The following is a 13355-nucleotide window of genomic DNA, read 5'->3' on the forward strand; positions in this document are numbered from 1 at the left end:
GGGCACCGCGTTGTCGCTGATCTGGGTGCTGCGTCCGCCGCTGGGCGCCTGGACGGCTTCGGCCTGGGTGACCTTGCCGCCGCTGACGGTGACACGGACCTGAACGGGGCCGTAGTCCGTCTGGACGGCCGTACCCGTCAGCGTCTGGGTGCCCAAACCGCCGCCCGATCCTCCCGCGTTGCCGGCCTGGTCGAGGGCGGACTGGAGGGATTCCTTGTAGCCGGCGCTGGTGTAGGTGGCGCCGGAGACGGCATCGATCTCGGCGGAACCGGCGGCCACGGCGGCCTGGTTGAGCTTCGGAATCGCGTCGTTGCTGATCTGGGTGCTGCGTCCGCCGCTGGGCGCCTGGACGGCTTCGGCCTGGGTGACCTTGCCGCCGTTGACGGTGACACGGACCTGGACCGGGCCGTAGTCGGTCTGGACGGCCGTACCCGTCAGGGTCTGCGCGCCGGCCGCCGCCCCGGCACCGCCCTGTGCCGAAGGAGCGGCACCGGCCTGGACCGAACCGGCCGGGTCCGAGGCGGGCTTCAGCGACAGCAGCAGCACGATGCCGGACACCGTGGCGGCGGTGGCGAGCAGGGTCCGCCGGATGGGGTGGCTCTTCTTCATCGCTCCTTCAGCTCCTGAAGTGTGAAGTCTCGGCAGGGCAACCCGCGGGGAGCCCCATGGCACAAGTGAGGGGGTGGCAGAACTGGGTGGGCGGGTAAGTCCGTGGGACTCGCGGGCGTGGGAGCCCGTCGCTCACATCTCGAACGACTCGTGATGGATACGGCGGGTCGGCACCCCCGCGCCGCGCAGCGCCTCGTACACGCCCTGGGCGAAGCCGGGCGGCCCGCACAGGAAGACGTCGTGGCGCTCGATGTCCGGGATCTTGCGGCGCAGGCTGTCCGCCGAGATGTCCGGGCGCTCGCCCTCCGGGCTGTTCACCGCGTACATCAGGCGCGCCCCGCGCTCCTCGGCGATCTGCGCGAGCTCGTCCCACAGGGCGAGGTCCTGGGTGCTGTTGGCCCGGTAGAGCAGGGTGAGGTCACCGGCCGCGCCGGGCAGCGTCTCGAACAGGGCTCTCATCGGCGTGATACCGACGCCGCCGGCCACCAGCAGCACCTTGCCCCGGCTGCGCTTGCCGGCCGTCAGCGCGCCGTACGGGCCCTCGGCCCACACCCGGGTGCCGGGCTCCAGATCGCGCAGCGCCGAGCTGTGGTCGCCGATCGCCTTGACCGTGATGCGCAGCATGTTGGGGCGGGGCGCCGCCGACAGCGAGTACGGGTGCGAGCTGAACCGCATGCCCGGCGCCAGGAACCGCCAGCGGAAGAACTGCCCGGCCTCCGCGCCCATCCGGTGCAGCTTGCGCCCGCTCATCAGCACCGAGACGATGCCGGGCGACTCCTCGATGACCGCCTCGACCCGCAGCCGGTGCCGCATGTTGAGCCGGATCGGGGTGATGATCCGGTACCAGACCACCAGCGCGGTCACCGACCCGTACAGCGCGTACCAGCCGGTCTTCGCGGCGGGCGTCACGGCGAACTCGTTGCCGGTGGAGATCTGGTGCCAGAACGTCAGGAACGTCGCCGCGTACGTCAGCAGGTGCGTGTGGTACCAGAGGTCGTACGGGATCCGCTTGCGCACCGGGCCGATCGACATGAGCCCGATCAGCATCAGCAGACCGGTGCCGATGGCGGCCTTGCCCATGTCCGGCAGCTGGTTGATCGAGTCGATCGTCTGCTGGAGGATCGCCGTGTGGGTGAGCCCGGCCTGGAGGGCGTACCCGTACATCGTGAGGACGACGTGGGCGACGACCAGGCAGAGCGTGTAGCGGCCGGTCATCGCGTGCCAGCGGGCCACCCGGTCGGAGCCGACCCGGCGTTCCAGCGCGGGCACCCGCGCCATCTGGAGCACGACCAGCGCCATCAGGTATCCGCCGAGCAGACCCGTGATCCGGCCGGCGTTGACCATCTTGCTGCCCTGGTCCGCGATGGAGGGTGTGTTGTCCCACCACAACCACATCACCGCGGCGGCGCCGCCCCAGAACAGAATCAGCAGGGGGACGGCGGGGGAGCGGCGAGGTCGGATGCGGCGCATCGTCTGCCGCCGCGCGGCGCGACCTCCGGCGATCGTGGACACGGTTCCTCCGTGGTGGGCTGGACCCTTGGCCCACACGTACGTGCTGGGAGTGCCGCGTGTTCAACGGGGTAGGACACAGGAACTTCTCAAGGTGTGGTGGAGGGCGGCAGCGGCAACGGCAGCCCGGGCAGTCCGTCCAGACTGGTCCCGATGTGCTCCTTGGACTGGAAGTACGCGCTGAGCGAGTCGTCGTCCTCGCGCGCGAAGCGCCTGCCGTGCAGGTCGCGGTCCTCCTCGTACGCCATGAACGGCACCGAGTAGCCGCAGCTGTCGCGGATGCGCTCGGCCCGGACCACGATGATCGCGCGCAGACCGTGCGGGGTCGGGTCGATGTCCGGGAAGCGGGCGAGGAGTTCCTTGAAGCGCGGGTCGTCGCGGAAGACGGCCTCGCCCTTGCCGTGCACGCGCACGATGTTGGGCGGGCCCTGGAAGGCGCACCACATGAGGGTGATACGGCCGTTCTCGCGCAGGTGCGCGATGGTCTCGGCGTTGGACCCGGCGAAGTCGAGGTAAGCGACGGTCAGTTCGTCGATGATCACGAAGGAGCCCTTGAGGCCCTTGGGGGAGAGGTTGACCGTGCCGTCGGCGGCGAGAGGCGCCGAGGCGGTGAAGAAGAGAGGCTGGGCCTCGATGAACATACGCAGGCGGCCGTCGATGCGCTCGTAAGTCTTTCCCATGACTAACGATTATCGACGGTAATGCTTCACCTGTCTAAGGAAAAGGAATTGGGCCCGGACATACGCATTCCGGGTGGACCCCATCGCTGGGATCCACCCGGAATCAGGTCGTCCGTGGCCACCCCGGCCGGCGCGCGGGGCGGCCACGGCCCCTGTCGCTCACACGGAGCGCAGGAGGTCACGCGTCACCAGGGGTGGCGGTGGGGCTTACTGGTTGAGCTCGCAGGGGGCGAGGGCCTCCAGGCCTTCCGGCTTGGCGGCGGCGCGGCCGATGGCGGTCTCGATGCGGTTGAGCGCGGCGACGCGCTTGTCCTCCAGCGGGCCGAGGATGGCGTTCTGGACGAAGTTGGGGCCGCCCTGGCCGACGGTGTCGATCAGGCGCTGGTTGGCCTCCTGGATCTGCGTGTCGAGCTGGGCCAGGTTGCGGTCGACCTCGGCCTGCGCGGATGCCGGGATCGCCGGGAGCCGGCTCTCGACCTCCGGGCAGGAGATGGCGCCCGCGGCACCGGCGTTGCCCGCGTCCTCGGCGGCGTCACCCGCGCCGGCCTCCTCACCGGCTCCGGCCTCGGCGCCCGCGCCCGCTTCCTCGCCGGCCGCCGGGTCGCTCGGCGCCGCGGTGGCTTCCTCGCCCGCTCCGGCCTCCGCACCGGCGCCCGCTTCCTCACCGGCGCCCGCGGCGCCGCCCTGGACGAGCTCACAGGGGGCGAGGGCTTCGAGGCCCTCGGGCTTGGCGGCGGCGCGGCCGATGGCGGTCTCGATGCGGTTGAGCGCGGCGACGCGCTTGTCCTCCAGCGGGCCGAGGATGGCGTTCTGGACGAAGTTGGGGCCGCCCTGGCCGACGGTGTCGATCAGGCGCTGGTTGGCCTCCTGGATCTGCGTCTGGAGCTGGGCGAGGTTGCGGTCGACCTCGGCCTGCGCGGAGGCGGGGATCTCCGCGGGCAGGCTGCCTTCGACCGCCGGGCAGGAGATGGTGCCGGGCGAGGCGTTCGCGGCGGCGTCCTGGCCGTTGTCGCCGGCGCCTTCCCCGGCGAGGGCGGAACCGGCGATGACCGCTCCGGAGAGCACGACCGCGGCGGCGCCGCCGATGATCCCTACGCGACGCTTGTTGTACTTCGGAAGAGCCCTGGACATGCGGATGCCTCACTCGGGTCGGGTGGTCGTTGTTGACAAACGCGGCGCCTGCGTTCGGGAAGAGTTACGAGTAAGCGGTTTCGTTTGTTCAACCGTCACTCGACATCTCTACTCCTGTCAGATTGACGAATCATGCAGTGCACTGCATACTCATGCATGACAGGGAACGCAGTGTGAGGAGAACCCCATGACCGAGCGCGTAGTACTCGCCTACTCGGGCGGTCTGGACACCTCCGTCGCCATAGGCTGGATCGCGGAGGAGACGGGCGCCGAGGTCATCGCGGTCGCGGTGGACGTCGGCCAGGGCGGCGAGGACCTGGACGTCATCCGCAAGCGCGCCCTCGCCTGCGGCGCCGTCGAGGCCGAGGTCGCCGACGCGCGGGACGAGTTCGCAGACGAGTACTGCCTCCCGGCGATCAAGGCCAACGCCCTCTACATGGACCGCTACCCGCTGGTCTCCGCACTCTCCCGGCCCACGATCGTCAAGCACCTGGTCTCCGCCGCGCAGAAGCACGGCGCCACGACCGTCGCCCACGGCTGCACCGGCAAGGGCAACGACCAGGTCCGCTTCGAGGCCGGCATCGTCGCCCTCGCCCCCGACCTGAAGTGCATCGCCCCGGTCCGGGACTACGCGATGACCCGCGACAAGGCCATCGCGTTCTGCGAGGCGAAGAAGCTCCCGATCGCGACCACCAAGAAGTCCCCGTACTCCATCGATCAGAACGTCTTCGGACGCGCCGTCGAGACGGGCTTCCTGGAGGACATCTGGAACGGCCCGATCGAGGACATCTACGAGTACACCCAGAACCCGGCGGTCCCGCGGGACCCCGACGAGGTGATCATCACCTTCGAGCAGGGCGCCCCCGTCGCCGTCGACGGCAAGCCCGTCACCGTCCTCCAGGCGATCCAGCAGCTCAACGAGCGCGCGGGCGCCCAGGGCATCGGCCGGATCGACATGGTCGAGGACCGCCTCGTCGGCATCAAGTCCCGCGAGGTGTACGAGGCCCCGGGCGCGATCGCCCTCATCACGGCCCACCAGGAGCTGGAGAACGTCACCGTCGAGCGCGAACTCGCCCGCTACAAGCGCCAGGTCGAGCAGCGCTGGGGCGAACTCGTCTACGACGGCCAGTGGTTCTCCCCGCTCAAGCGCGCCCTCGACGGCTTCATCAACGAGGCCAACGAGCACGTCTCCGGCGACATCCGCATGACGTTGCACGGCGGCCGCGCCGTGGTCACTGGCCGCCGGTCCGGCTCGTCCCTGTATGACTTCAATCTGGCGACGTACGACACCGGCGACACGTTCGACCAGGCGGCGGCCAAGGGCTTCATCGACATCTACAGCCTGTCGTCGAAGATCGCGGCCAAGCGGGACTTGTCCTAGCGCCGATAAGGTCTGCGTCTGCGGTTACATCCACACCCTCTCTAGGAGCAACGCAAGTGAGCAGCAACAGCGGTGACGTACGGCTCTGGGGCGGCCGTTTCGCCGACGGTCCCGCCGAGGCCCTGGCCAAGCTGTCCGCGTCCGTCCACTTCGACTGGCGGCTCGCGCCGTACGACATCGCCGGATCGCGTGCCCACGCGCGCGTGCTGCACAAGGCGGGCCTGCTCACCGAGGACGAGCTGACCCGGATGATCGCGGGCCTGGACCAGCTCGAAGCGGATGTCGCCGACGGCTCCTTCGTGGGCACCATCGCCGACGAGGACGTGCACACCGCCCTGGAGCGCGGCCTCCTGGAGTGCCTCGGCCCGGACCTGGGCGGCAAGCTGCGCGCCGGCCGGTCCCGCAACGACCAGGTCGCGACCCTCTTCCGGATGTACCTGCGCGACCATGCCCGCACCATCGGCGGCCTGATCGCCGAACTCCAGGACGCGCTGATCGGCCTCGCGGAGGCCCACCCGGACGTGGCGATGCCCGGCCGCACCCACCTCCAGCACGCCCAGCCGGTCCTCTTCGCCCACCACGTCCTGGCCCATGTCCAGTCCCTGTCCCGGGACGCCGAGCGGCTGCGCCAGTGGGACGAGCGCACGGCGGTCTCCCCGTACGGCTCGGGAGCCCTCGCGGGCTCCTCCCTGGGCCTGGACCCGGAGGCGGTGGCGAAGGACCTCGGCTTCGAGCACGGCAGCTCCGCGAACTCCATCGACGGCACGGCGTCCCGCGACTTCGTGGCGGAGTTCGCCTTCATCACCGCGATGATCGGCGTGAACCTCTCCCGGATCGCCGAGGAGGTCATCATCTGGAACACGAAGGAGTTCTCCTTCGTGACCCTCCACGACGCGTTCTCGACGGGCTCGTCGATCATGCCGCAGAAGAAGAACCCGGACATCGCGGAGCTGGCGCGCGGCAAGTCCGGGCGCCTGATCGGCAACCTGACCGGCCTGATGGCCACGCTGAAGGCCCTGCCCCTCGCCTACAACCGCGACCTCCAGGAGGACAAGGAGCCGGTCTTCGACTCCATCGACCAGCTGGAGGTCCTGCTCCCCGCCTTCACCGGCATGATGGCGACCCTCACCGTCCACCGCGAGCGCATGGAGGAACTGGCCCCCGCCGGCTTCTCCCTCGCCACCGACATCGCCGAGTGGCTGGTCAAGCAGGGCGTCCCATTCCGCGTGGCCCACGAGGTGGCGGGCGAGTGCGTGAAGGCGGCGGAGGCGGAGGGCAAGGAACTCGACGGCCTCACGGACGAGCAGTTCGCGAAGATCAGCGCCCACCTCACCCCCGAGGTCCGCTCCGTCTTGAACGTCCCCGGAGCCCTGGCCTCCCGCAACGGCCGAGGCGGCACGGCGCCCAGCGCGGTGGCCGTACAGCTGGCAGAGGTGAAGTCGGACGTGGCGTCCCAGCACGAGTGGGCTGTGGCCAAGACGAACTGACACGGCCGGGCGATCGGCAACCGGGTTCTCCGCCCCCGCCGCCCCTACCCGTCCCTCCCCCACTCTCGGCTTCGCTCGAGCGGGGGACCCCCATCCAGGGGCTGCGCCCCTTCGACCCCGCCCGCCTTCCAGCTCGGGGGTGGGGGTGCGTTGGCGGGTGCGGGCATGTTGTGGTTGCTCGCGCAGTTCCCCGCGCCCCTTAAAAGCCGGGGGGCGCCCCCCGGTTCTTTTAGGGGCGCGGGGAACTGCGCGACAAGCCCCCACTCACCCGCACCCGCCAACGCACCCCCGCCCCCGAGCTCTTCTGCGGCGGTTGAAGCGGCGCAGCCCTTCGCGGGGGCGAAGAAAACCGCATGTGAACCCCGCCGCGGGTTACGTTGGTCGGAAGCCCCTACCGGAGCCGACCGAACGGAGCCCGCGATGCCCTTCGCCCGCCTCGCCACAGCGACGACCCCCACCTGCCACATCGGCCTGGGCCTCGCCGCAGTCGGCCGCCCCGGCTACATCAACCTCGGCAGAGACCACGACCTCGGAGAAGACCGCAGCGTCGAAACGCTCCGCGACCGCACCCACGAACTCCTCGACGCCGCCTACGCCCAGGGCGTCCGCTACTTCGACGCGGCCCGCTCGTACGGCCGCTCGGAGGAGTTCCTCGCCGCCTGGCTGAACGCCCACCGGGACATCGACGACATCGTCGTCGGCAGCAAATGGGGCTACACCTACACCGCCGACTGGACCACCGACGCCGAACAGCACGAGGTCAAGGACCACAGCGTCCAGGCGTACGAACGCCAGCACGCCGAGAGCACCGAGCTGCTGGGCGACCGCCTGGACCTCTACCAGATCCACTCGGTGACCCCGGACAGCCCGGCCCTCACCGACAAGGAACTCCACGCGAAGCTGGCAGAGACGGCCGCCCAGGGCGTCACCATCGGCTTCTCCACCAGCGGCCCGGCGCAGGCCGACGCCATCCGCGCCGCACTCGCCGTGACGGTCGACGGCGAGCCCCTCTTCCGTACCGTCCAGTCGACGTTCAACGCCCTGGAGACCTCGGCGGCGCCCGCACTCGCCGAGGCACACGACGCCGGCCTCACCGTGATCGTCAAGGAGGCCATGGCCAACGGCCGCCTCGCGGACCCGTACGCCCCGGACCAGCTCAAGGCCGTCGCCGAGGAGACGGGCCTCGGCTGCGACGCGGTCGCCCTGGCCCTCGTCCTGCGCCAACCCTGGGCCGGCGTCGTCCTCTCCGGCGCCGCGACCATCACCCAGCTCGCCTCCAACCTGCACGCGGCCGTCGTCGACCTCGACGAGAACCAACAGACCCGGCTCGCGGAACTCGTCGAGGACCCGCAGACGTACTGGGGCGAGCGCGGCCGACTGCCCTGGCACTGATCTGAACCCCTGACGCGTTGAGCTGAACCCCCTGGCACGACTTGACACGCCCCTCCAGTGAGACGCGCATGCACACAATGAGACGAGAATGTCTCAAGCGGGCTATGGTTGTCTCATGGCTGTCGATCGTCACCACGTGCTGCGCAGTGCCGCGGCCCTGCTGACCCGTAAATCCACCGCGACCATGGACGAGGTCGCCAAGGCCGCCGGGATCAGTCGGGCCACGCTGCACCGCCACTTCGCGGGGCGTGACGTGCTGGTACGGGCGCTGGAGGCGCTCGGCATCGCGGAGTGCGAGGCCGCGCTGGACGCGGCCCGCCTGGACGAGGGGCCGGCGCGTGACGCCGTACGACGCCTGGTGCGCGAGATCGAGTCCGCCGCCGCGCTCCTCGCCTTCCTCTACACCGAGAACCAGCTGTTCGAGGGGGAGGGTCAGAACGAGGGCTGGGCCCGGATCGACGACCGTATCGCGGCCCTCTTCCGGCGCGGCCAGTCGAACGGCGAGTTCCGTATCGACCTCACCCCGGCCTGGCTCACCGAGGCGCTGTACGGACTGCTGGCCTCCGGCGCCTGGGCGGTGTCGGAGGGCCGCGTCGCCGCCAAGGACTTCACCTACATGATCGCCGAGCTGCTGCTCGGCGGCGCACTGCGTCATCCCGAACGAAATTCCGAACAACCGAGAGAGGAATCATGACCAGCACCCTGCAGCCGGCCCGCACGGCGGAGACGGAGAAGAGGCCGGGCCGTTGGCTCGCGCTCTCCGTCCTCGTGCTCGCCGTGCTGCTGGTGGCCGTCGACGCGACCGTCCTCGGCCTCGCGACCCCCTACATCAGCGAGGACCTGAAGCCCTCGGGCGTCCAACTCCTCTGGATCGGCGACGTCTACTCGTTCGTCATCGCGGGCCTGCTCGTCTCGGCCGGCAGCCTCGGCGACCGCGTCGGCCGCAAGAAGCTGCTGCTGCTCGGCGCCACCGCGTTCGGCGCGATATCCGTGCTCAACGCCTACGCGACGACACCCGAGTTGATGATCGTGGCCCGGGCGCTGCTCGGTGTCGCGGGCGCGACCCTGATGCCCGCCACCCTCGCCCTGATCCGCAACCTCTTCCACGACTCGCGCGAACGCAGCCTCGCCATCGGCATCTGGGGCGCCACGGCTTCCGCCGGTACGGCCGTGGGCCCGGTCGTCGGCGGTTTCCTGCTCGAACACTTCTGGTGGGGCTCGGTCTTCCTCATCAACCTGCCCGTGATGCTCGTCCTCGTCCTCGTCGGCATCAAGCTGCTGCCCGAGTCCCGCCACCCGAACCCCGGCCCCTGGGACCTGCTCAGCGTCGCCCTGTCCCTGGTCGGCATGATCGGCATCGTCTACGCCGTGAAGGAGACCGCCACCCACGGCCTCGACGGCAACAACCTCACCGCGGGCCTCCTCGGAGCCGCCGCGCTGTTCTCCTTCGTACGCCGCCAGCTCACCCTGCCGCACCCCCTGCTGGACATGCGCCTGTTCCGCAAGCGCGGCTTCTCCGGAGCAGTCCTCGCCGACCTGCTGACCGTCCTGGGCCTCTCCGGCCTGGTCTTCTTCCTCTCCCAGTTCCTGCAACTCGTGCAGGACAGGCGCCCATTGGAAGCGGGCCTCGCCGAACTCCCGGCGGCCGTCGGCGCGGTGGTGGCCGGCCTGATCGCCGGAGCCGCCGCCCGCCGCTTCTCCGTCCGTTCCGTCGTCACCGGCGGCCTCGCGGCCATCGGCATGGCCCTGGCCCTGCTCACCCTGGTCGACCAGTCCACTGGCTACCCCCTGATCGGCGCAGCCCTGCTGATCGTCGGCATCGGCGCGGGCTTCTCCTTCACGGTCACAGCCGACGTGATCCTGTCCAGCGTCCCGAAGGAACAGGCGGGCGCGGCCTCAGCGGTCTCGGAGACGGCGTACGAACTGGGCGCGGCCCTGGGCATCGCCCTGCTGGGCTCGATCGTGACGGGCGTATACAGGGACTTCACGGCCCCGGCAGGCACCCCAGAGGGTGCGCACGAGTCGTTGGGTGGCGCAGTGGAGACGGCGGCAGGAATGCCGTCGGAGTCGGCACAGACCCTGCTGTCCTCAGCGAGGGAGTCCTTCGTCGACGGTCTGACGATCGCCGCAGGCGCAGGTGCCGTAGTCCTATGGGCAACGGCGGTGGCGGCCTGGTTCATGCTGAGGAAGCAGCGCCTGGAAAACGCCGCTTAGGGGCAGCAAGGTCAGGGGCGCGGGGCTGTAACGATTTGCGGCTCCGCCGCGTGGGCGCGACAAGCCCCCACAAACCCGCACCCGACAAACGACCTACGCGGCCTCTTTCGCCTTCGACGCATACATGTCGACGTACTCCTGCCCGGACAACCGCATGACCTCAGCCATCACAGAATCCGTCACCGCCCGCAGCACATACCGATCCCGGTCCATCCCCTCGTACCGGGAGAACTCCATCGCCTCACCGAACCGCACAGTCACCCGCCCCGGCCGGGGCAACCCCGCACCCCCCGGCTGAATCTTGTCCGTCCCGATCATCGCGAAGGGCACGACCGGCGCCCCGGTCATGAGGGTCAGCCGGGCGATCCCGGTACGCCCCCGGTACAGCCGCCCGTCGGGCGACCGCGTGCCCTCCGGGTAGATCCCGAACACCTTGCCCTCGTCGAGGATCCGCCGTCCGGTCATCAGGGCGGCGACACCCCCGCGCCCACCGTCGCGGTCGACGGGGATCATGCCGACGCCGGTGAAGAACCAGGCCATCAGCCGGCCCTTGAGGCCCTTGCCGGTGACGTACTCGTCCTTGCCGATGAAGAAGACCTGCCGGTCGCACACCAGCGGCAGGACCATCGAGTCGATGAAGGTCAGATGGTTGCCGGCGAGGATCACCGGCCCGTCCCCCGGGATGTGCTCCACGCCCTCCACCCGGGGGCGGAACATCAGGCGCATGATCGGTCCGAGCACTGCCTTGATGAGCGCGAAGCGGGACAACGGGCCCTCCCATGTCAAGCGTTCCGGTACAAGTATGTGCAGGTGAGGACGATACTCCCGGCTCAGGGGGTGACGCACACCCGGTTCACGGAGTGGATACGCATTGTTGACATACCTTTACCTGCGGTGACGCCCCGGTGTCCCGCCGACACCGGCCCGGAACATGTGACGGACATCGCGTCGCCGAGTCGAAACTCCGTCAACTTCCGCCGCCAGTAAGACACAAGCCGTCATCCGCATGTTCGGCCCCAGGTCTCCCAACGGTCACCACACGGCACCTACGATCGTCCCGCTTTGACAGGTGCAGGGCATCGCAGTGGGAGGAGCCGTCATGGGGACGCAGGAGTCGCGACAGCCGCGGCAGTCGCAGGACACGTACGAGCAGGGGCGCGGAACGGGCCGGCGGGCGCTGCTCGGTGCCGCGGTGCTCGGGGCCGGGGGAGCGGTACTCGGACTGCCGGGCGCGGCGAGAGCCGACGAGGCGAAGTCGGGCGAGTCGGGCGGTGAGTCGGGCGGCGGCTACCGGAGCCTGCCCGTGCCGACGGTCATCGCGCACCGCGGCGCCAGCGGTTACCGCCCGGAGCACACGCTCGGCTCGTACCAACTGGCCCTCGACATGGGCGCGCACGTCATCGAGCAGGACCTCGTGCCCACCAAGGACGGCCATCTCGTATGCCGTCACGAGAACGACATCACCGGCACGACCGACGTGGCGTCGCACCCCGAGTTCGCCGGCCGGAAAACCACCAAGGTCGTGGACGGCACGTCGATCACCGGCTGGTTCACCGAGGACTTCACGCTCGCCGAGCTGAAGACGCTGCGCGCCAAGGAGCGCGTGCCCGGCACCCGGCAGGAGAACACCCTCTACGACGGCCGCTGGGAGATCCCCACCTTCGAGGAGGTGCTGCGCTGGGCCGACCGGGAGGGCCGGAAGCGGGGCAAGCAGGTCTGGCTGCACGTCGAGACCAAGCACCCCACCTACTTCCGCAAGCTGGGCCTCGGCCTGGAGGAGCCGCTCGCCAAGCTGCTGCGCAAGTACAACCGCCACAAGAAGAACTCGCCGGTCTTCCTGCAGTCCTTCGAGCCAACCAGCATGCAGCGCATGAGCCGGCTCGTCGGCACGCCCCGGGTGGTGCTGCTGTGGACGCCCGACGACCGGCCGTACGACTTCGTCGAGGCGGGCGACCCGCGCACCGTCGCCGATCTGATCACTCCCGAGGGCCTGGCATGGATCGCCTCCTACGCGCAGGGCATCGGCCCGCTGCTCGACCTCATCATCCCGAAGGACGCGAAAGGCAACCTCACCGAGCCGACGACCCTCGTCGCCGACGCGCACGCCAAGGGGCTGATCCTGCACCCCTACACGATGCGCAACGAGAACAGCTTCCTGCCCGCCGACTTCCGCAAGGGCACGGACGCCAACGCCTACGGCGACGTCTTCGGCGCGTTCAAGGTGTACTTCGACACCGGCATCGACGGCATCTTCACCGACAACCCGGACACCGGCCTGCTGGCTCACGCGGACTTCGTCGACGACTGAGCGGACTTCGTCAACGACTGACCCGTGGACCCGCACGTCAACGACTGAGCCCCCATACCCCGATCGGGGTGACTCCCGTCCGCCCCGGCAACCCCCTGCCGGGGCGGCGGCGTCCCGGGGCATATGACCCACCACATGCTCACCACCCTCCGCCCCCTGCTGGTCGCGGAGGTGTCGGCCGAGGCCTACGCGACCGGTGCCGAGGCGGGGGACCTGGAACAGGCCGTCTGGCTGCGGCTGCTGGAACGCCTCGACGCCGACGGCCCACCCGCCGACCCCGAGGGCTGGCTGCGCAGCGCCGTCCGCTTCGAGGCGCGCCTCAGTCGCCGCAAGGCCCGGGCCGAACAGCCGTACGTCTCCGAGCCCGCCGACGACCGCGCCCCCGGCCCCGAACAGCAGGCCCTCACCGCCGCCCGCCGCCGCGCCCTGCACGCCGCCGTACGTCGGCTTCCCGGCCGTTGCCCAAGCCTTATCGCGGCGCTGCTGTCGCCGCAGGACCTCACCTATCGCGAGATCGCGGGCGAGTTGGGTATCTCACAGGGAAGTCTGGGCCCGGAACGTTCCAGATGTCTGGGATGTCTGCGTCGATTGCTGAGCGCGGAGGTTGCGGCACGCGAACCGCGGGGATAGGAGTGAAGGACATC

At 70.0% G+C, this 13355-nt stretch carries 12 protein-coding genes; 7 read left to right on the forward strand and 5 right to left on the reverse strand.

Features of this window, described 5'->3' with window-relative positions; all coding sequences use genetic code 11:
- The 4 genes from F3T56_RS48065 to F3T56_RS22670 all read right to left on the reverse strand — a co-directional run.
- On the reverse strand, positions 1–609 hold a 609-nt coding region (locus tag F3T56_RS48065; protein WP_246203770.1), incomplete at its 3' end, for an FMN-binding protein.
- A gap of 132 nt (positions 610–741) precedes the next feature.
- The gene (locus F3T56_RS22660) at positions 742–2079 is read right to left on the reverse strand and encodes a ferredoxin reductase family protein (protein WP_149827287.1); all 1338 of its coding nucleotides are present in this window, start codon (positions 2077–2079) and stop codon (positions 742–744) included.
- 128 nt (positions 2080–2207) lie between these two features.
- A complete protein-coding gene (locus F3T56_RS22665) occupies positions 2208–2798 on the reverse strand; it encodes a pyridoxamine 5'-phosphate oxidase family protein (RefSeq protein WP_149827207.1) in 591 nt (196 codons plus the stop codon).
- A 207-nt stretch (positions 2799–3005) separates the two neighbouring features.
- Positions 3006–3929, reverse strand: coding sequence for a hypothetical protein (locus tag F3T56_RS22670; protein WP_149827208.1), 924 nt, complete (start codon positions 3927–3929; stop codon positions 3006–3008).
- Positions 3930–4116: 187 nt separating this feature from the next.
- Between F3T56_RS22670 and F3T56_RS22675 the strand changes: the two genes are divergently transcribed.
- The 5 genes from F3T56_RS22675 (at position 4117) to F3T56_RS22695 (ending at position 10403) form a co-directional block, all read left to right on the forward strand.
- Positions 4117–5310, forward strand: coding sequence for an argininosuccinate synthase (locus F3T56_RS22675; RefSeq protein WP_149827209.1), 1194 nt, complete (start codon positions 4117–4119; stop codon positions 5308–5310).
- Between the two features lie 56 nt (positions 5311–5366).
- A complete protein-coding gene (argH, locus tag F3T56_RS22680) occupies positions 5367–6797 on the forward strand; it encodes an argininosuccinate lyase (RefSeq protein ID WP_149827210.1) in 1431 nt (476 codons plus the stop codon).
- A gap of 420 nt (positions 6798–7217) precedes the next feature.
- Positions 7218–8189, forward strand: coding sequence for an aldo/keto reductase (locus F3T56_RS22685; protein ID WP_149827211.1), 972 nt, complete (start codon positions 7218–7220; stop codon positions 8187–8189).
- A 115-nt stretch (positions 8190–8304) separates the two neighbouring features.
- A complete protein-coding gene (locus F3T56_RS22690; protein ID WP_149827212.1) occupies positions 8305–8883 on the forward strand; it encodes a TetR/AcrR family transcriptional regulator in 579 nt (192 codons plus the stop codon).
- Entirely contained in the window at positions 8880–10403 is a 1524-nt protein-coding gene (locus tag F3T56_RS22695; protein ID WP_149827213.1) for an MFS transporter, read from the forward strand. Before F3T56_RS22690 ends, F3T56_RS22695 begins: the two co-directional genes overlap by 4 nt.
- Before the next feature lie 93 nt (positions 10404–10496).
- Here F3T56_RS22695 and F3T56_RS22700 read toward each other — a convergent pair whose 3' ends face one another.
- Entirely contained in the window at positions 10497–11171 is a 675-nt protein-coding gene (locus tag F3T56_RS22700; RefSeq protein ID WP_149827214.1) for a lysophospholipid acyltransferase family protein, read from the reverse strand.
- A 331-nt stretch (positions 11172–11502) separates the two neighbouring features.
- On the opposite strand from F3T56_RS22700, the gene F3T56_RS22705 reads away from it, so the two are divergent.
- Both F3T56_RS22705 and F3T56_RS22710 read left to right on the forward strand, forming a co-directional pair.
- Positions 11503–12711: a glycerophosphodiester phosphodiesterase gene (locus tag F3T56_RS22705; RefSeq protein WP_149827215.1), complete on the forward strand. Its 1209-nt coding sequence runs from the start codon at positions 11503–11505 to the stop codon at positions 12709–12711.
- A 123-nt stretch (positions 12712–12834) separates the two neighbouring features.
- Positions 12835–13341, forward strand: a complete 507-nt coding sequence (locus F3T56_RS22710; RefSeq protein ID WP_149827216.1) for an RNA polymerase sigma factor — start codon at positions 12835–12837, stop codon at positions 13339–13341.
- The last annotated feature ends 14 nt before the right edge of the window (positions 13342–13355 follow it).

Source organism: Streptomyces tailanensis (assembly GCF_008386495.1).
Taxonomy (GTDB): domain Bacteria; phylum Actinomycetota; class Actinomycetes; order Streptomycetales; family Streptomycetaceae; genus Streptomyces; species Streptomyces tailanensis.